The sequence below is a fragment of the Thermoanaerobaculum aquaticum genome, assembly GCF_000687145.1.
Lineage (GTDB): Bacteria > Acidobacteriota > Thermoanaerobaculia > Thermoanaerobaculales > Thermoanaerobaculaceae > Thermoanaerobaculum > Thermoanaerobaculum aquaticum.
In genome coordinates this window covers 177727-195957 of the sequence record NZ_JMFG01000008.1, presented here as the reverse complement: position 1 = coordinate 195957, position 18231 = coordinate 177727, and the positions used below count along the sequence as shown (strand labels likewise).

Here is an 18231-nt window from a genome sequence, read left to right as displayed (position 1 = left end):
CTACCGCACCGCCCGGGGCCAGGGGAGCACGTAACCGGGGGCCCGGTCCTCGGCGGCGGTGAGGCTCAAAGCTTGGGCTTCTGCCCACCGCTCGGCTTTGGCGGAAATTCTGCCGGCAATGCGGTCCAGCTCCCTATGGGCTAAAGCCACAATGTCCTTGCGCAAGCCCTGGTCAGCGATTTCGTCGGTAAAGGCCCTTCGTCCCGCCACCAGCTCCGCCACGTAAGCCTCAATTTGCTCCTCGCTGTAGAACCGGGCTGGATCCCAGGCCGAGAGGTCAACGCCCTCGCAGCGCACCACGTACTCGGTGCCCAGCCGACCCGGGGCGTGTTCGGCGTTTCCCCGCAGGTGCGCCCGCTGGAGGGCTGCCATGAGGTCAATGGGCACCCTTTCCGCCTTGCGCACCAGCTTTTTCTTGCCCGTTGCTTGATCCACCTCAATGATTTCCCCCATGCCGCCGGTGTTGTACTGGAAAAAGTGCACCTTACCGGGGTAACGGTGGACCAGGTCCATGACGATGTCGTAAAAGACGTTCACCTTACGGCCCTGGGCACCGATAATGAAGTCGTCCATGCCCACGATGCGTACCGACTCGCCGGCCTTTTCCGGCACGGTGGCAAAGGAGTGGGTGGATTCCCCCCACAGGTAAGCCAAAACCCCTTGTTCGGGGGTTAGCCGCTGGGCAAAGGGCATGATGGTGTTGCGGCGGGTAATGAAGGCAAAAACGATGCCGTCCAGCTCTTCAATGGGCGGGGTGTTGATGGACTCATAGCAAATGGAAATCCACTTTTTACCCCGCTTGACTTTGAGCTGGTGGCGGTTAATCACCGCCCGCCCGTTTTCTCCCAGGCGCTCGTCCAGGAAATCCAGCTCGCCCTTGTGGTTGACCATCACGTTTTCCAAAAGCGCCGTGGGGTGGGTGAGCGCCGAGTACATGGCCTCCTGAAAGCGGGGATCCACATCGGTTTTCACGTAGTAGTTTTGCTCGGTGCCGTAAGAGGAGCCGTCGCGGCGGAGGAAAACGATGTCATCCTGAGCCACCCAGGTGCCCTCTCCCTGCTCAGGATCAAGCCCAAGCTGGTGACAGGACCAGGTGGATTTCCCCGTGGCGGTGAGACCAAACATGAACACCGCAAAGGTCTTGAGCTTGCCGGAAGCGGCATCCCGCACCCGCACGATTTTGGTTCCCGCGTGGAGCCCCAGCATGCCCATTTGATCGGCGCGGAACATGGCCTGGCGCAAAAATCCCTTTTTGCACTCGCCGGTGTAATCGCTACCCAAAGCGATGTTGATGTCGTACTCGGGGAGCACCAGGATTTGCATGCGCAGCTGGTGCTCCATGGGGATGTCCACCATGAAAAACTCGGGGCCCGGGCGGTTTTTCTTGACGTCGCCCATGGTGGTGGCCCACTCGTAGGCAATGCGGTAGTTTTTGGGATCGGCGGTGCACACGTAAAGGTTGCAAATGGGGTTGAACTCCGGGTTGTCGCCCATTTGCCGCCGCACGTGGACAAAGGGCATGGTGTGCAGGAGCTGCACCACCTTGTGCAGTTGCTCCGGTGCCTTTTCCACAATGGAAAGCTGCTGGGCTGAAGGTTTGGGCAAAACGATGGCCGGCCCCGAGCCCAGGTACACGGTCTTGGCCGCCATGCGCGAAGAAATGGCCGACCACCAGAGTGGGGAGCCCTGGGCGGTGCGAAAGGCGGTCCGCCACGCCTTTCGCCGCAAAGTGCCCATGCCGATGTGCTCGATGTTCTTGCCGGTAACGGCGTGGCGGAAGTTTTCGGCAAACTGCCGGTACACCAGAGGATCGTACGGTGAGGCCATCCCGCTCTCCTTTGCGGCTTTCGCCGCAGGGCTAGCTTACGACCGACCCCCCGAAAAGCACAAGCGCTTCGCCACCTCCGACGGTAAGAAGAGGGCGACTTAGCTGCATCTGTGGGGCCGGCGCTACGTTATTGTCAAACTCGCAGCGAAACCCACACGCTCGTGGCACACCAACGCTTGCAGAAGGAACGATTCCTCGGCAAAGTATAGGGCATGAAACGGCTTTGGATTGCTTTGCTGCTTGGGATGGCCTGGGTCAGCGCCGGCTGGTCGGTGGTGGTAAACCCCCAGCGGGAAACCGTGGTGCAACCGGACGGGAGCGTGCTGGAGCTGGTGCCGGTGGGGGACGAGTTCAACTTCTGGTGGGAGCTGCCCTCTGGGGAAACGGTAATCCAGGATGAAGAGGGCTTTTTCTGCCTGGCGATGCTGGATGCCAGCGGGCGCCTGCAGCCCGGTCCCCGGCTGCGCGACGCCGGCCGAATTGCTGCGCAAGGACTTGTCCCCAAGCATCTGCGACCCACCGTTCGCGGCTGGGGTGGGGGGGAATTTCTGCCGCCTTTGCCGTTTTCGCGGCCGGCGGGGATCCGAAAGCTTTCGGTCCCCGGCCAGCAGCCGGTTCTGGTGATCCTGGTTTCCTTTACCGACCGGCAACCGGTGGGCTCCCAGGCCAGCGATTTTGCCCAGCTTTTCTTTACCGGAAGTGGCTCGGCCGCTTCTTACTTTACCCAGGCCAGCCTAGGCAAGCTTTCCTTAGCGCCTGCACCGGAAAGCCACGGTATTGCCGGGGATGGCGTTGTGGGTTGGCTTTCTCTGCCCATGCCCCACCCTAACCGAGGGATCACCGGCAGCAAAGACCCCACGATCACCGAGCAACAGAAGAAAGAGGCCAGCCACAACATGCGGCTGGCCGTGAAGGCCGCCATTGAAGCTGCCGATCCCTACGTGGACTTCCGTCGTTTTGACACCGACGGCAACGGCGGTCTTTCCCGGGCCGAGCTTTCGCTGGTGGTCATTACTGCCGGTTACGAGTCCTCCTACGGCGGGTACAAACCCACCTACAGCCCGGCCAACTGGGGGCACCGTTGGTCTTTAGGCAACTTTAACGACGGCATTGGCGTGGTGCCGGCTCCGGTGGTGGATGGGGTGCAGGTGGCGGATTACGCCTTTGACGGCGGCTACGCTTCCTTTGGGGAGTGGATGCAATCCACCACCAGCAACGGTCACCGCAGCACCATTGGAGTGATGGTCCACGAGCTGGGTCACGACATCCTGGGCCTGCCCGATCTTTACGACACCGATGGCTCTTCGGCGGGCGTTGGGGGTCTTTGCTTGATGGGCTCGGGCTCCTGGGGGTGTGAGCCGCCCTGCTACGGTGGAGAGCTGCCGGTGTTGCTTTCCGCCTGGGCACGAACGATCACGGAAATTACGCGCCCTCGGGATGGGCTGGGGGCGGAGGTGGTTCGCCTTTTGCCGGCGGTGACGGCCGGGGATGTGGTGCGTCTGGGCACCGGTTTGGGGAACGAGTACTTCCTTCTCGAGCAACGACGGGCTCAGGGTTTCGATCGTGGGCTTTTGCGCTGGGACGGAGCCTTTGAGAGCCGCCCTGGCCTTGCCCTCTGGCACGTGGACGAAAGCCAATCTTCCAACGCCGACGAAAACCGGCGGCTGGTGGACCTGGAAGAAGCTAACGGCACCGAGCCTTTGAACAGCAAAGACAGCAACTTCACCTTTGACATGCTGTTCCGGCCCGGAAGCTTTTCCCGCTTTGCCGACGACAGCACGCCTTCCTCCCGGCGCCAAACCGACGGCGCCACCACCGGCGTCGCAGTGGAGGCTGTGGCTTGGGAAGACAACGCCCTTGCCACCTCCATCACCGCCCCCAACCCTGCAGGCGTGGCCCACGACCAATGCCAGGGTGCGGTGGCGGTAGCGCTTTCTCCCGGCGAAACCTACCAGTGGCGCGGCTGGCTGGCCCAGGCTACGGGCGACGACGTGGAGGCGTCCTGTGCGCCTTTTTCCAAAACCGCTTTCTGGCAAATCACCCCGCGGCGGACCGGCAAGCTTAACGTCCGCGCCGAGGGGTTCGACACCGTGGTCCAGTTGTTTGGTGGTAGCTGTGGGAACCTTCACCCTTTGGCCTGCAACGACGATGTGGATCAGACCGGTGCTTCCGAGCTCCGGGGAGTTCCCCTGCGGCGGGGGGAGCCGTACCTGCTGGCCGTAGGGCGGTACGGCAGCGGCCGGCCGGTGGGTGGGGAGCTTGCGCTCACGGTGAGCCTTGCACCGGTGGATCCCCTTGTGGTGGAAATCCTTGAGACCCGGGGCTGTCCCTTCATGGCCCTTAAGGTTTCCGTGAAAACCCCGGAGGGGATTTTGGGCTTCAAACTGGAGCCTGAAAACTTCCGCGTTTATTTTGGCGACCAGGAATCGGCCATCATGCAGTTTGCCATGGAGGATCCGCAGACGTACTGGCTGTTTGTTTGGGCTCCCCCCGAAGGCCGCGTGCGGGTGGAGGTGGACACCTCGGACCGCACCGGACAAGCGGAAACTGGCTTCGTTTGCCAGCGCACCCCCCGCCGGGTTCTTAAGCCGGCAAGGCGATAGTTGCCGGAGCATGCCAGCTCGTTGACGTAGGGTTCCACGAGCGGCATGATGGGGCGGATGTTGGGAAGGCTCAGCCGTCATCCCCGAGAGGGAGTTCTCTTTCCGCTTTTGGATGGGTTGCTCTTGGTGGCGGCGGCGGTGTTGGCGCACTACGTGCGCTTTAACCCGGTTGACCGGGCGGCCCACTTTGCCCGCCTTTCGGAACACCCCGGCCTGGCGGCGGCTGGAGTCTTGGGGATTTGGTTGGTGGCCACTGCCGCCGAGCTGTACCAGAAGGCCCACCTTTTGCCGGGTGAGCGCTTGCTGCGGGTGTCCTTTGCCGCTTTGGCTTGGGGTGTGCTGCTGGCTTTAGCTACCTACCTGGTTCCCACCTGGAAGTTTGGGCGCGGTTTGCTTTTGGGGACAACCACCGGCTGGGCTCTGGGGGCCTTGGGGGTGCGCGCCGCTTGGGACCGCTGGCTCCGGGGGCGGCAAAAACCGCGGGTTTTGGTGGTTGGGGGCGAGGAGGAGCTTGCCCCGCTTTTAGCCCTGGCCCACCACCCGGCATGCCCCTGGGAGCTTGCACCGGTGGCTCCGGAGCGACTTCAGGAGGCGCTGGTGCAGGGGGAAACGGCGCTGGTGGCGGTGGCCAACCCCGGGCGCATGGCGGAGCAACTGGTGACCCTGCATTTCTCGGGGGTTCCGGTGGTTCCCGCGGCGGAGCTCTGGGCGTTTGTGGAGGGGCGCCTGCCGGTGAGCTTTTTGCCGCCTGAAGCTTTTTTGCACCAGCGGGAGTTTGGCGGCATCCACTGGGAGGTGTTCAACCGCACCACCCGCGTCGTGGACGTGGTGGTTTCCCTCTTCTTGCTTGTCCTGACGTTACCGCTTTTGGCCTTGTCGGCGTTAGCGGTGTGGCTGTGGGACGGAAGACCGGTTTTTTACCGGCAAGTGCGGTTGGGACAGTTTGGACGGCCTTTTGTGCTGTGGAAGCTGCGCACCATGAAGCCTGATGCCGAGGTCAACGGCCCGGAGTTTGCCGGCGAGGAGGACCCCAGGGTAACCAGGGTTGGCCGTATTTTGAGGCGTTTTCGGCTGGATGAGCTGCCGCAGCTTTTTAACGTGCTGGTGGGGGACATGTCGCTGGTGGGTCCCCGCCCGGAAAGGCCGGAGTTTGTGCGGGAGCTGGCCGAGCAAATCCCGTACTACACGTTTCGCCTGGCAGTCCCCCCTGGGCTCACCGGCTGGGCGCAGGTGAACATGCCTTACGCGAGGACGCTGGAAGAGCACCGGCGGAAGCTGGAGTTTGACCTTTACTTCATCCGTGAGCGGTCCTTTTCCCTTTACCTTTTGATCCTCCTGCGCACGGTGAGTGCGGCGGTCTTTGGGGTGCGGGGGTAATGGCCCGCGTGGGTGTGGTGATCGTGCACTACGGCGATGCCGAGCCCACCTGGCGTTGCCTCCGCTCGGTGTGGGAAGACCCCTCGCCGGTGGATCGGCGGGTGGTGGTGGTGGACAACAGCCGCAATTTGCCAGCCCTGGACGGCGCCGATGTGCTTCCGTTTTCTGACAACCCCGGTTTTGGCGAGGGGGTCAACCGTGGGGCGCGCTTCCTTGGCGGGGATTCGGGGCAGGTGCTGGTGGCTTTAAACCACGATGTGGAGTTGCTCCCGGGGTTCTTGGAAGCTGCGGTGCGCAACCTGGAGCGCCCAAAGGTGGGTGCGGTAGGAGGCCCTCTTTTCTTTCCCGACGGGAGATCCCTGTGGTCGGCGGGTGGAGCGGTGCTCTGGCCGCTGGGGGTGGTCATGCAGTACCGCTCCTTGGCCCGGGCCTGGCGTTCCCGGCCGGTGGGTTTTTTGCCGGGGGCGGCTTTGGCCTTTCGCTGGGAGGCTTTTTCCCGGGTGGGTGGCTTTGACCCTCGCTACTTCATGTACCACGAAGACCTGGATTTGTGTCTGCGGCTGCGGCGAGCGGGCTGGAAGCTGTGGTACTCGCCGGCGGTGGCGGCGGTGCACCACCTGGGCAGCGCCACCGGCTCCCACGTGTTTTCGCCTTTTTACCTTGAGCACATGACCAAAACCCGCCTGCGACCGTTCCGTCCTTTCGCCTTTCGCCTGTGGCTGGCTTTGGTCCACTCGCTGTACGTGGCCTTTCGATCGCTGGGGTTCTCCCTGCGTGGTCAAAGGGAGCAAGCCCGGGCGCTATGGCGGGGGCATTGGGCGGCCTTGGTAAGCCTTCCCCAAGGGCCGCTACCGGTTAGCTGACAGCGACGAGAGCAAACGCTCAAACTCTTCTGCGACCTGCCCAAGCTCGTGCCGGCCCTTCACCCACTGGTGGGCGGTGACCGCTTGTGCTTGCGCTCTTGCGGGGTCGTCCAAAAGCCCGGCAACAGCTTCGTACCAGCCGGCGGGGTCCTGGGCTTGAGCCAGGGACCCCGGCGGAATGCCGTCCAGCCCCTGGGCGGCATGGGGCGTGGTGACAACGGGCAATCCCCAGGCCATGGCCTCCAGCACCTTGATGGGGGTTCCCGAACCGGCAAACAACGGTGCCACCGCCACGGTAGCTTGCTGCCGGAGGGGGGTAAGGTTTTCGGGTTCGGGGACGACCTCCACCCCCATCCGTGCCAGCGCGCGGATGCGGCGGCTGGGGCGGGTCCCCGCCACCACCCACCGCAGGTGGGGGTCCTTTTGACGGAGGCGGGGCCACACGTAACGGGCGAACCAGAGGATCCCCTGCACCGTGGGGAAGTACCCCAGATTGCCGGTGGTAAGCAAGGTGGGCGCTTTTGCTGTTCTTGGCAGCGGCTCCTCAGGAACGGGAATGCCAAAGGGGACCACGCGAAGCTTGGGCTCAAGCGTTTCTTGGCCGCCGAGGATGGCTGCGCGGTCCCTTTCAGCCACCACCGTGCCGGCATCCGCCAGGGCCAGCACCCGCCGGTCCCACACTGAAAGACGCCAGGCCTCCCACCACCAAAGCGGAGCAAGCCACGGTTCAAAACGGGCCCGCATGCGCATGTTGAGGGCAAGGGAGTCCACGAAATCCACGACGGTGGGGGCCCCTTCGAGGTGCGGGAGCAGCCAGGCCATCCTGGAAAGCATGAGCACCACCACCTGCGGCCGAAACACCGCCAGGCTTTCGCGAAGCCCCCGGAGCAAGCCTGGTTCTCGATGCAAACCAACCTGCAGCGGTTCCCAGGGGTGGGTGAGGATCCCCGTCACCGGACGCCAAGGGCGGGTGGTCACGTACCGCTGCTCCACGGGGAGCGGCGCGGGGGTGGGGTGAAAACCCGGAGGAACCAAAGAGACCACCAGCACCTGGTGGCGGGGGGCCAAACGGGACAAAAAGCCCGAAAGCCGAGCTTGCTCCCCTCGACGGGGAGGCCAAAAGGGGCGGGGGGTCACAAACAGCAGCCGCACCGGCACATCCTATCCCAAGGGAACCTTTAGTCTGCTTCACTAAAGGAATGTGCACAAACCGCCTTTGGGGGCTTGACGGGTTGAGGCGCAAGGCTTATGCTATTAGCAGTCTCGGGTCCGGAGTGCTAATCGGCTCCGGACGCCCAAGGAAGCACCACAGGAAAGGAGGAAGACGTTATGACGATTCGACCGCTTAACGATCGGGTTCTCCTGCGGCGCATCGAGCCGGAGGAGGTGGTGAAGGGTGGCATCATCATCCCCGACACGGCCAAGGAAAAGCCCCAGGAAGCTGAGGTCATTGCTGTGGGTCCTGGCCGCTTGGACGACAGCGGCAAGCGGGTGCCCATCGAGGTGAAGAAGGGCGATCGGGTGCTCATCGGCAAGTACTCCGGCACCGACATCAAGATCGGTGATGAGGAGTACGTCATCGTGCGCGAGGACGAAATCCTCGGCGTGATTGAAAAGTAAGGGAGGTGGTGACTATGGCGAAGCAAATCGTCTATTCCGAGGAGGCCAGGCAGGCCGTTCTCCGTGGCGTTAACAAGCTGGCGGATGCAGTGAAGGTGACCCTTGGCCCCAAGGGCCGCAACGTGGTCATTGAAAAGAAGTTCGGTTCGCCGGTGATTACCAAAGACGGCGTCACCGTGGCCAAGGAAATCGAGCTCAAGGACAAGCTCGAGAACCTGGGCGCGCAAATGGTGCGGGAGGTGGCGTCCAAGACCTCCGATGTGGCCGGTGACGGGACCACCACCGCCACGGTGTTGGCCCAGGCCATTTACCGCGAGGGCGTGAAGAACGTTACCGCCGGCGCCAACCCCATGGACCTGAAGCGCGGCATTGATTTGGCGGTGAAGAAGGCGGTGGAGGCCATCACCAAGCTGGCCAAGCCGGTGGAGGGCAAGGCCATTGCCCACGTGGGCACCATTTCCGCCAACAACGACGAGGAGATCGGCAACATCATTGCCGAAGCCATGGACAAGGTGGGCAAGGACGGTGTGATCACCGTGGAAGAGGCCAAGGGCCTGGAGACCACCTTGGAAGTGGTGGAGGGCATGCAGTTTGACCGCGGCTACCTTTCCCCCTACTTCGTCACCGACGCCGAGCGCATGGAGTGCGTGTACGAAAACGCCAAGGTCCTGCTTTACGAGAAGAAGATCTCCTCGATGAAGGACCTTTTGCCCATCCTGGAGCAGGTGGCCAAGCAGGGCAAGCCCTTGTTGATCGTGGCCGAGGACGTGGAAGGTGAAGCGCTGGCCACTCTGGTGGTGAACAAACTCCGGGGCACCCTGCAGGTGGTGGCGGTGAAGGCCCCCGGCTTTGGCGATCGCCGCAAGGCCATGCTCGAGGACATTGCCATCCTCACCGGTGGCAAGCTCATTTCCGAGGATCTCGGCATCAAGCTTGAGAACGTCAAGTGGGAAGACCTGGGCACCGCCCGCAAGGTCACGGTGACCAAGGACGACACCACCATCGTGGTGGACGACGATGATCCCAAGAAGCGGGAAGCCATTGCCGGCCGTGTGAAGCAAATCCGCAAGCAAATCGAGGAAACCACCTCGGATTACGACCGCGAGAAGCTCCAGGAGCGGCTGGCCAAGCTGGTGGGTGGTGTGGCGCAAATTAAGGTCGGCGCTGCCACCGAAACCGAAATGAAGGAAAAGAAGGCCCGGGTGGAGGACGCCCTCCACGCCACCAAGGCCGCGGTGGAAGAGGGCATCGTTCCCGGCGGCGGTGTGGCGTTGCTGCGGGCCATGGACGAGGTGGAGAAGCTCTTGGAGCAGCACAACGGTGACGTGAGGACCGGAATCCAAATCGTGCTTCGGGCCCTGGAGGAACCCACCCGCCAGATCATCTACAACGCCGGCATTGACGAAGCCGCGGTGTTGGTGCGGGAAATCCGCCAGAAGGGTGGCAACTACGGCTTCAACGCTCAAACCATGAAGATCGAGGACCTGGTGGAAAGCGGCGTCATTGACCCGGCCAAGGTCACCAAGAACGCCCTCATCAACGCTGCTTCCATCGCTGGCCTCATGCTCACCACCGAGGCGCTGGTTTCTGAAATCCCCGAGGAGGAGAAGAAGCCGGCAGCCGGCGGTGGCGGCATGGACATGTACTGATCTCCTTCTCGCAAAGGACAAAGCGCGGGGCTTCGTGCCCCGCGTTTTTTTATGCTTTGCTGGGCTTCCGCCCTAAGGCATAATAAAAAAACGAGCGGAGGGCAACATGCTGGAGGCTGCGAGCTTGAAGATGGGGTCAGTCATCCGGCGGGAAGGGGAGCTATTCCGGGTTCTGGAGGTGGCCCATCACGGCGGGAGCGGTCAGTTTGCCGGCTTTATTGCACTCAAGCTCAAGTCCCTGCGTACGGGCCACATCAAGGAAATTCGCCTGGCCAGCGACGAAAAAGTGGAAGACGTCGAGCTTACCCGCCGGGATTTGGAATACCTTTACGAGGACGAGGAAAGCTTCGTGTTCATGGACAGCGAAACCTACGAGCAGTACAACCTGCCCAAGGACGTGCTGGGGAAAAAGAGCGTGTTTTTGACCCCTAACGCCCGCCTGCCGGTGGAGTTCTGGGAGGAGCAACCGGTGAACGTGATCTTTCCGGAGGTGGTGGAGCTGAAAGTGGCCTCGGCGCCACCAGGGCTACGGGATATGGAAACCTCCACCTACAAAACCGCGGTTCTGGAAAACGGCATGGAGGTCTTGGTGCCTCAGTTCATTGAAACCGGCGACACGGTGCGCATTGAAACCGAAACCGGCAAGTACCTGGAGCGGGTGCGGCAAAAGAAGTGAAAGAACCAGGGCAACGTCACCGGGGTGGACGGCGCCCAGCGAACGGTGGTGCGGTTTTTGGCTCTTTTCGGGCAGGAGGGAATTGTGGAGGGTATCTTTTTAGGCAAAGGGGAAACGGCGGTTTTTCTTCCTTTTTCCCGGGCCAACCGGCATGGGCTCATTGCCGGGGCCACGGGAACAGGCAAGACCATTACCTTGCAGCTTTTGGCGGAAGGGTTTTCCCGTGCGGGTGTTCCGGTGGTGGTTACCGATGTGAAGGGTGATTTAGCTGGAATGGCTTTCCCCGGGGCCGACAAAGCACCCTTCCTCAAGCGAGCCCAGGAGCTGGGGCTTACCTCCTACGGTCCCCAGGCGTTTCCCGTGATCTTCTGGGACGCCCTGGGGGAACAGGGCCACCCCCTTCGAGCAACGGTTTCCGACGTGGGGCCGCTGCTTTTGTCCCGGCTTTTGGAGCTTTCCGAAGCCCAAGAAGGGGCGCTCAACGTGGCTTTCCGGTGGGCGGATGAGCAGGGCTTGCTGCTGTTGGTTTTCAAGGACCTGCAAGCGCTCCTTCAGCACCTGACCACCCACAGGGACGCCGTGGCCGGCATGAGCGTACCCAGCACCAGCCTGGGGGCCATCCAAAGGCGCTTGGTGGTGCTGCAGCAGCAGGGGGTGGAGCGCTTTTTGGGCGAGCCCATGCTGGACGTTCACGATCTCATGCTCACCGCCCCCGACGGTCGCGGCGCCGTGAACATCCTCTCCTGCGACAGGCTCTTCCAGTACCCCCGCCTTTACGCCACGGTGCTCCTGTGGCTTTTGGCTGAGCTTTACGAAAACCTCCCCGAGGTAGGCGATGTGCCCAAGCCCAAGCAGGTGCTTTTCTTTGATGAAGCCCACGTGATTTTTGAGGATGCCCCCCGGGTGCTTTTGGAAAAGATCGAGCAGGTGGTGCGCCTGGTGCGCTCCAAGGGCGTGGGCGTTTACTTCGTGACCCAAAACCCGCTGGACGTTCCGGACAGCATTAGCGCTCAGCTGGGCCACCGGGTGCAGCACGCCCTGCGGGCCTTTACCCCGCGGGAGCAAAAGGCCGTGAAAACAGCCGCGGAAACCTTCCGCCCCAACCCCAGGCTGGATACAGCAGCGGTGATTACCCAGCTGGGCATTGGCGAAGCTCTGGTTTCGGTGCTGCAGGAGGATGGCACCCCAAGCCCCGTGGAGCGGGTGAAGATCGCGCCACCGGTGTCCCGGGTGGGGGCGATTTCCCCGGAGGAGCGGGCCAAGGTGCGGGCGGCCAGCCCCCTGGCCGGCAAGTACGAGGCAAGCCTTGACCGGGAAAGCGCCTACGAGGTGCTCACCAAACCCCAGGAAACGCCGGTTTGGGGGGGATGGAGCTGGGGTGGGGGTCCACCGCGGCCCAGCCAGCCTTCCAGGCGGGGGGATACCCTGGCCGAGGCGCTCCTGAAAAGCGCGGCCCGCTCGGTGGGTTCCAGCCTGGGCCGGCAAATCGTGCGGGGCATCCTGGGCTCCCTCCTCCGCGGGAGGTGAGGCGTTTGCGCGCTTTACTTTGCCAGGCAGCCGGCTTAGAACGATTTTTTGCGGCGGCAAGAGAATTCGCAATGCTGTTCCCGTTGAACTTCCAGGTTTCAGACGGTAACGCGGCCCTGCGCTGTAACCCCTCACCCGTTGCCTGGGCCCTCTCGGAAGAGCTCAAATTTCAGCATCCAAGCGCTGTGGGCACCTGCGGTCCACACGGGTTTGCGAGCGGCAGCTGGCCAGCGCAGAAGCGCGAAGCGCTGCAACTTTTAGGGCGGGGGGTTGCAAAATAGAAGGGGGGTGAACGATGAGGAGAGCGTTTAACGTGATCATTGAGCGTGACCCCGAAGGTTACTACGTAGCCAGTGTGCCGGAGCTCCGCGGCTGCCACACTCAAGCGAGGTCGCTGGACACCTTAATGAAACGGGTCCGTGAAGCCATCGAGCTGTGTTTGGAAGTGGAAGGGCAAGCACCGATACCTCAAGAGTTCGTTGGTGTCCAGCGGATCTGGGTTGAAGTGTGACAAAGCTTCCACGCCTCAAAGGGCAAGAGCTCATTGCTGCGCTACGGAAAGCTGGTTTTGAGGTGCTCCGCGTGAAAGGGAGCCACCATTTCTTGCAACATCCCGACGGTCGCCGCACGGTCGTTCCCGTACACCGTGGCGAGACCATTGGCCCAGGGTTAATGGGGAAGATCCTGTCCGATTGCGAGATAACGCCGGAAGAGCTTTTAAAGCTTTTGTGACGGTAGTTTTTTTCCCCGGAGGTGGTGAAACCCGCGTGCGTTTTTCCCAGGGTGCCGGCTTTTTGCAGCCGTGTCGTGGTGGCTGGCCGAGGTGCCCCCAAATGCCAAGAGGTGAGGGTGGCGAAGGCTAAGGAAACCACCGGAAAAGCGCGTTGGTAAAGGCGCACCAAAAGGATCGCCTTAAACCAGCCAGTTGTAGGAGAGCTTGAGGAACAGCGTGCGGCCCATGGTCACGTTGGCCGTGTGTTCATCGCCCCGCAGGTTGCTGGAGTAGCCCACAAACACCAGGCTCTGGGGGTTGAGCTTGTAGGCGAAGAGCACCTGGGTGTTGGTGCGGATGCTGCGGCGGTTGGGAGGATCCTGGTAAAGCTCGGGGTGGTAGGTCACCTGCGTGCGCTGGAGGATCAAGCGGAGGTAGCTTCTCACGTTGAAGTGGTACCAGCTGCGGAGCTCGGCCACCAGCGCCCGGTAAAGCTCGCCCCTGGCCACTTCCAACCGCTCGCCCACAAAGTCACCCTGCAGGTAAAGGTGGCGCCCCCAGTTCCAGGTAAATCCGGGACTTACGCGGGTGATCCTGGCCAGCTGGGAGTTGCTGTAGTCCACGGCATCGCCAAGCTCCAGCCCCAGCGAAGAGGTAAGGCTTCCTGAAAAGCGCACGTTGCTGAAAACCCGCAAACGCTTTCCGCTGAACTGCTGGCCGTTCCAGGCTTCGGTAAAGCGCGTGGCCCGCAGGAAAACCGTGGATTGCAGGGGGCCCGAGTAGCGCACCATAACCGCGGCGTTGCGGTGAAGTAGCTGACCGTGCTGGTCTTCCCAGAAGTTGACCTCGGTGCCAAAGGCCAAGCGGGTGTACCAGCACCCCTCTTCACCCCACAGGATGCGCTGGGCGCCCACCTCACCGCCGCGCATCCCCACCTGCGGGAGGAAGCCCAAATCGGCGCGGAAACCCTCCCCCACGTTGCGGAGGAACACCCAGCCTTCCCAGTTACGGCTCGAATGGCCTGCGGCCAGCTGCCAGGCGCTTTCCTCCAGCTCCTTCTCCTGGAGGGAGGGCTCAATATCGGCCAGGGCCGGATAACGGGTTTGCGATCGCAGAACCTGAAACTGCAGGCTGTCGGCATCAGAGAAACGCAGCATGCCATCCACCCCCAGCACGCGGTTGTAGTAGCCGGCAGCTTGTCGGTTTGAGACGATGGCACCCAGCACTGAGGACTGCCCGAGATCGTAGCGGTAGCGGAAAACCGCCGCATCGGAGGGGCGTTCCAACGTGGTTTGCGAGGACTCCTGCACCCCGGGCAGCAGCAGGTTGGTGATTTCGTCGCGAACGACCAGAACTCCCAAGGTGCTTCGCCCTTCTTTGCCGGTGAGCTTCAGTCCCCATTGCGGGTCGGCCAAGCTCCTGGTGTACACCACGGGCAGGGGGGTAGAAAAGTTGTCGGCTCCCTCCAGGAAAAACGGGCGCTTTTCCGGGTAAAACAGGGCAAAGGTGCGGTTGATCGAAAGCTGCGCGGCGTCAGCTTCCACCTGCGAAAAATCGGGGTTTAAGGTGGCAGCCAGGGAGAGGTTGGGGGTTATCCCCCAAAGCAGGGAAAGCCCGCCGTCTCCACGACGGGATGGCTGGCTCATGGTGGGCTGATCCAGCTCCTTGCGGGTTTGCGATTGGGCGGCGGCAAAGGTGGGGTTCACCTCCAGGCTGCGCCCGGGGCGGGCCGAGGCGAAGCCCTGGATTTCCGGGAGCTGACACAGGGTGCAGGAGTTGTTACGGTCCAGGCGAGCCGAAAACAACATACGGCGAACCGAGCGCGGGTAGGCGCGCAGCGCGCCAAAGCCCCACTTTTTTGCGCCGTTGCCAGCGGGAAAGCGCAACGCGGAAAAGGGGATTTCAATTTCCACCTGGTAGCCGGAAGCGGTGATGCGCCCGGCGGCGTTCCAGGTGAAGTCGAAGCTGTAGTTTTCCTCGTCACCGGCGGTTTCGCTGCGCACCCCGTCCGCTTGCACCCCCAGGGGGTTGACGGCAAAGGTGTACGCCCGCCGTTTGTCGGCAAAGGTGTCCAACATGAAGCCCACAAAGTCGTCGCGGAAAAGCCGATCGCGATCGGAGTAGTGGGCGCGGATTTCGCTGGGGTTAGGGTCGAAGGCTTCAAAACCCACCAAAAGCGCGTGCGGCGTGCTCACTACGTAACAGGTGGTGCGCACCGGTGCCGGCGTGTTGTCGCCCGGTTCTACTTCGTAGGGGAGCTCCAGGACCAAAGCCTTCTGCCAGGAGGGCTCGTCCATGATCCCATCGATGCGAAACTCAGCGTTCACCTCGGGAACCTCAAGGGTCTGGGCGTGGGTAGCAAGAGTTAGGGCCAAAGGCAAAAAAACGAGCGTGATGGTCTTCGTGCGCATCCTCATTCCCTCTCGGCCGGCAATACCCCGGCAGCACATTAAACGTGAAAACGCCGGGCAAGTTCCAGGTGTAAATCTTGCGGCGATCAAACGCTCGCGGTTTTATGGCCTTAAGCGGTTAAAGTGTGTTCGGAAAAAACCTGGGCGGTGAACACCGAAAGCTCGGCGCTGCGCCAGGCCTCGGGGGGAAGCCCCGCCTTTTGCGCCAGGCGCGACAGAAACGTCTCCAAATCCCAGCCGGTTTCATCCGCCACCTGCGGGAGAAAAACCGCACTGTGCCCGGCTTTTTTCAGGATCACCCCGTGCTCACCCAAGCGGATGGCTTCGGCATTGGGCACCGCCTGCGGTGGGGAAAGCACGGAAATTTCCACCTCCAGGGACTCAAGCTCGGCAAGGCGCACCGCCGGGAAGCGAGGATCGTAAAGCACCTGCACCGCCGCGTGAATGACCGTGTCCACCAAGCTGCCGGCCGGCTGCAACAGCCCAATGCAACCCCGCAGCTTTTTTTCTGGCAGCGTGTGGAGAGTTACAAAGGCTCCTTGGGGGGCGAGCATGGTGGGCGTGAGCGGGTGGGTGGCAAACCACAGCGCCAGCTGCTCGCCGCGGGTGAGGTGGGTTTCCATGGTGGCCCGGGCCAGGGCCAGGAGCGCCTTTTGCTCGTCGGGGGTGAGGGGAGCAGGTTTCGGCGCGTCGTCTTCCCGCCACGCTGTCCACTGCCCGGAAAAACCTGCGGCCACGTAGGTCACCACCTGGTGCCAATCGCCGCTCACCTCGCCGGAGGTGGAAAGGTGGAGCAGCTTGCCCTCTCCGCTAAAGGCGTGCTGCAAGAGCTGCAGCAAGACGGCAATGGGCTTGGCACCACAGACGCTGTCGTCGCTCACCTCCACCTGATGCCAGAACCCCCGCACGTCCAAGGCAATGGCCCGGCCGGCGGTGCGCTCCGCCCGGGTTTTCAGGTGCAGGTCCAGGTCTTCGTTTTCGGGAAAAACCACGTAACCGTAGGCCCGGCCGTGGTGGGTGAAGTCCGAGGAAACCACCACTGCGGTGTCCGCCGTCAAAAGCGGCGAAAGCGCCTGGGCGATTTCCTCGGTTTGCTGCAGGCTTGTCTGGTTGCCAATGAGCACCGGGACAATGGCCGCTTCCCGGGCCCTTTTCTGGATAAACGGCAGCTCCACCTCCAGGCAGTGCTCGGGATCATGGGCCTGCGGTGGGCCGGCAAAAAGCGGGTTTTCGCGCAAAAGGGCCAGGGCCGCCTGGTCCAGGGGAAGCTCGCCCAACGGCGTGGCAAAGGCGGCAAGGTGGGGGCTGGGCAGCGCCCCCCCGGAAAAGGAGCGGAAATGGGAAGGCCCTAGGAGAATCACCCGAGAAACCTCAGGGCTCAAACGGGCGAAGGCGTAGCCAGCCGTTCGCCCGGAAAACATGTACCCGGCGTGTGGGGCAATGACCGCCTGACAGGAGCTGCCGTTGCTGCCTTCCTGCAGGTAGCGCTCCACGTCCTGGCTGAGCTGCAAGGGCGAAGAGGGGTAGAAGCTGCCAGCTACCGCCGGGGGGCGCACGCCTCTCATGGTTGCCTCCTTCTGCCCAAACAAATAAACCCTGAGCCTGCCTTTGGCAACAGCACGTCGGTGCCCCAAACGAGCAAGGACCACAAAAGCGCCGGAAAAACCGGCTCAAGACCCAGCGGGTAAACCCCACCTTCCCGGGCCAAAATCCAGCCGCTAGCCAAAAGCGCCGAGCCCGTAACGGCCAGAAGACACGCTTTGGGGGAAAACCAAAAGCGCTTGGGGAAGTGGGCCAGCACTAAGGGCAACAGCAAGCTCGAGGTGACGATGCTGCCCACGTCGTGCCAGATGAGCACCACGCTGCCCAGGACTAAGGCCAACACCGCTGCTGCCAGGCCCAGTCCGGCCAGGCTAACGGCAATGAAGGGGCGTTCCCGGGCCTTCCAGCGGGACGGCAAGAGGTCGTGCCCCACGGTGGCGGCGGCCAGAAACAGGTACGAATGGGCGGTAGAGGAGACCGTAGCAAAAAGGCCCACGGCAAAAACCGCGTTAAGCCAGGGGGGAAGCAAAAGGTTGCCCAAGGCCGGGTAAGCCAGGCCGGGGTCTTGCAGGTTTGGCACCAGCACTCGCGCGGCCAGGCCGGAAAAGGTGGTGAGAAAGTCGAAAAGCACCCAAAAGGCCACGGAAATAAGCACGCCGTTGCGAGCCACCTTGGGAGTGGTGGCGGCGTAGCAACGCTGGTAGAAGGTGGGCTCAACGAGCGTCTGCAGGGCAATCACGTACCAAACGGCAATGGCCTGCAGGGGAAGCCCTCCGCTTAAGGTTTTGTGCGTTTCCGGGAGCATCGCCCAGAGCCCACTGAAACCGCCGAGCTCCCTCAAGGCCACCGGCAGGAGGATGAGAAAAGCCAGGTACATGAGGGCAAACTGAAAGAGGTTGGCGCGCACCACCGTGCGGAAACCGCCTAAAACCACGGAAGCCACGGTGAGGGCGGTAGTTACCGCCACCCCCCAGGGGCGGGATACGCCCAGGTAAACCTCCACCAGCTGCCCGAGCATCAGCACGTAAGCCGCCGGGGTGGCCATGAGCAGCACCAGCACCGCGCCAACTTTGGCGGCCACCGGCCCGTAGGCCGCCCGCAGTTGCTCGGGAATGGAAAGCACCGCCGAAGAGCGGGCGCGGGAAGCCAAACCAAAGGCGAAGAGCACAGCCGCCAGGTAGTAAGGCACCCCGAAAACCACCCAGTTGGCCAGGCCAAAGCGGTAGGAAAACTCCCCAACCCCCAGCACGCCGCCGTACCAGGTGGCCACCAGCGTGGCCACGAATGGCACCAGCGTGAGCTGCCGCCCGGCCAGGAGGTAGTCCAAAAGCCGGGTGGTGCGGGCCCGGCGGTCCAGGAAGAACAGCACCCCGGCGTAAACCGCCAAACCCACCAGCACCGGGGTGTTCATGGGCTTTCCGAA

The 18231-nt window shown here is 62.6% G+C and carries 14 protein-coding genes; 9 read left to right on the top strand and 5 right to left on the bottom strand.

The annotated features are described in order from the left end of the window. Complete coding sequence (locus EG19_RS12355) at positions 1 to 1827, bottom strand: phosphoenolpyruvate carboxykinase (ATP) (protein WP_053334861.1); 1827 nt, start codon at positions 1825 to 1827, stop codon at positions 1 to 3. Between the two features lie 213 nt (positions 1828 to 2040). On the opposite strand from EG19_RS12355, the gene EG19_RS04095 reads away from it, so the two are divergent. From EG19_RS04095 to EG19_RS12345, 3 genes are read left to right on the top strand one after another with little or no spacing between them, the layout of a single operon-like run. Continuing rightward, on the top strand, positions 2041 to 4431 hold the full coding sequence (locus EG19_RS04095) for a M6 family metalloprotease domain-containing protein (RefSeq protein ID WP_038047752.1): 2391 nt from the start codon (positions 2041 to 2043) through the stop codon (positions 4429 to 4431). 45 nt (positions 4432 to 4476) lie between these two features. Beyond that, positions 4477 to 5808, top strand: a complete 1332-nt coding sequence (locus EG19_RS12350; protein ID WP_081799893.1) for an exopolysaccharide biosynthesis polyprenyl glycosylphosphotransferase — start codon at positions 4477 to 4479, stop codon at positions 5806 to 5808. After that, positions 5808 to 6671 (top strand): glycosyltransferase family 2 protein, encoded by an 864-nt coding sequence (locus EG19_RS12345; RefSeq protein WP_053334859.1) that lies wholly within the window; start codon positions 5808 to 5810, stop codon positions 6669 to 6671. Before EG19_RS12350 ends, EG19_RS12345 begins: the two co-directional genes overlap by 1 nt. Here the strand turns inward: EG19_RS12345 and EG19_RS04080 are convergent. Further along, on the bottom strand, positions 6657 to 7823 hold the full coding sequence (locus EG19_RS04080) for a glycosyltransferase family 4 protein (protein WP_152543903.1): 1167 nt from the start codon (positions 7821 to 7823) through the stop codon (positions 6657 to 6659). The genes EG19_RS12345 and EG19_RS04080 overlap by 15 nt on opposite strands. A 177-nt stretch (positions 7824 to 8000) precedes the next feature. On the opposite strand from EG19_RS04080, the gene EG19_RS04075 reads away from it, so the two are divergent. The 6 genes from EG19_RS04075 (at position 8001) to EG19_RS14395 (ending at position 12875) form a co-directional block, all read left to right on the top strand. Continuing rightward, complete coding sequence (locus EG19_RS04075; RefSeq protein WP_038047746.1) at positions 8001 to 8291, top strand: co-chaperone GroES; 291 nt, start codon at positions 8001 to 8003, stop codon at positions 8289 to 8291. Positions 8292 to 8305: 14 nt separating this feature from the next. Then, the gene (gene groL, locus EG19_RS04070) at positions 8306 to 9940 is read left to right on the top strand and encodes a chaperonin GroEL (protein WP_038047744.1); all 1635 of its coding nucleotides are present in this window, start codon (positions 8306 to 8308) and stop codon (positions 9938 to 9940) included. Positions 9941 to 10046: 106 nt separating this feature from the next. Then, entirely contained in the window at positions 10047 to 10616 is a 570-nt protein-coding gene (locus EG19_RS04065) for an elongation factor P (protein ID WP_038047741.1), read from the top strand. A gap of 84 nt (positions 10617 to 10700) precedes the next feature. Further along, on the top strand, positions 10701 to 12143 hold the full coding sequence (locus tag EG19_RS04060; RefSeq protein WP_200867114.1) for a helicase HerA-like domain-containing protein: 1443 nt from the start codon (positions 10701 to 10703) through the stop codon (positions 12141 to 12143). A gap of 295 nt (positions 12144 to 12438) precedes the next feature. Then, positions 12439 to 12654: a type II toxin-antitoxin system HicB family antitoxin gene (locus EG19_RS04050; RefSeq protein ID WP_038047737.1), complete on the top strand. Its 216-nt coding sequence runs from the start codon at positions 12439 to 12441 to the stop codon at positions 12652 to 12654. Further along, positions 12651 to 12875: a type II toxin-antitoxin system HicA family toxin gene (locus EG19_RS14395; RefSeq protein WP_081799892.1), complete on the top strand. Its 225-nt coding sequence runs from the start codon at positions 12651 to 12653 to the stop codon at positions 12873 to 12875. The genes EG19_RS04050 and EG19_RS14395 overlap by 4 nt, the downstream gene beginning before the upstream one ends. A gap of 180 nt (positions 12876 to 13055) precedes the next feature. On the opposite strand, the gene EG19_RS04045 is transcribed toward EG19_RS14395, so the two are convergent. The 3 genes from EG19_RS04045 to EG19_RS04035 all read right to left on the bottom strand — a co-directional run bounded on the left by EG19_RS04045 (position 13056) and on the right by EG19_RS04035 (position 18219). Next, the gene (locus tag EG19_RS04045) at positions 13056 to 15266 is read right to left on the bottom strand and encodes a carbohydrate binding family 9 domain-containing protein (protein WP_053334858.1); all 2211 of its coding nucleotides are present in this window, start codon (positions 15264 to 15266) and stop codon (positions 13056 to 13058) included. Between the two features lie 110 nt (positions 15267 to 15376). Continuing rightward, complete coding sequence (gene amrB / locus EG19_RS04040; protein WP_038047735.1) at positions 15377 to 16831, bottom strand: AmmeMemoRadiSam system protein B; 1455 nt, start codon at positions 16829 to 16831, stop codon at positions 15377 to 15379. Further along, positions 16828 to 18219, bottom strand: coding sequence for a sodium:solute symporter family protein (locus EG19_RS04035; protein WP_038047733.1), 1392 nt, complete (start codon positions 18217 to 18219; stop codon positions 16828 to 16830). Before EG19_RS04035 ends, amrB begins: the two co-directional genes overlap by 4 nt. Between the last annotated feature and the right edge of the window lie 12 nt (positions 18220 to 18231).